Here is a 569-nt window from a genome sequence, read left to right as displayed (position 1 = left end):
ACCCGGCGCTCACCGAGGGTCGCCGCAGCGCCGCCCTGCGCGGCCGCTACGCGCCGGTCGAGGCGCTGCACCGCCTGCTGCTGGGCAGCGGCCTGGAGTTGCAGCAGCGCAGCGATGGCAGCTACACCCTGGTGCCGGCAGCCACCGATGGCGCGCTGGAACTGCAATCCTCGCTGATCACCGCCCAGGCCGCCGGTGCCGAGACCCTGCCCGCCGAGTACGCCGGCGGCCAGGTGGCCCGTGGCGCGCGCCTGGGCATGCTGGGCAACGCCGACGTGATGGATGCGCCATTCAGCATCACCAGCTACACCGCCAGGACCATCGAGCAGCAGCAGGCGCGCAGCGTCGCCGACCTGCTACAGGCCAACGATCCGTCGGTGCGGGTGGTCGGCGGTCGCGGCGACCTGGTGGACAGCTACACGATTCGCGGCTTCAGCGTGCAGAACGCCGACGTCGCCTTCAACGGCCTCTATGGCCTACTGCCGTCCTGGCGGGTACCGATCGAATTCGCCGAGCGGGTGGAAGTGCTCAAGGGACCGAACGCCCTGCTCGGCGGGATTTCCCCCGGC

At 71.2% G+C, this 569-nt stretch carries 1 protein-coding gene; it reads left to right on the top strand.

What is annotated here, in order from left to right:
- Nucleotides 1-569 (top strand): STN domain-containing protein (locus FLO80_RS23695; RefSeq protein ID WP_188078399.1); only part of this gene is annotated, 569 nt, incomplete at both ends.

The organism is Aquicoccus porphyridii, assembly GCF_008369105.1.
In the GTDB taxonomy this organism is placed as follows: domain Bacteria; phylum Pseudomonadota; class Alphaproteobacteria; order Rhodobacterales; family Rhodobacteraceae; genus Aquicoccus; species Aquicoccus porphyridii.
The sequence above is the reverse complement of the archived record's forward strand: the minus strand, read 5'-3'. Positions and strand labels throughout refer to the sequence as shown.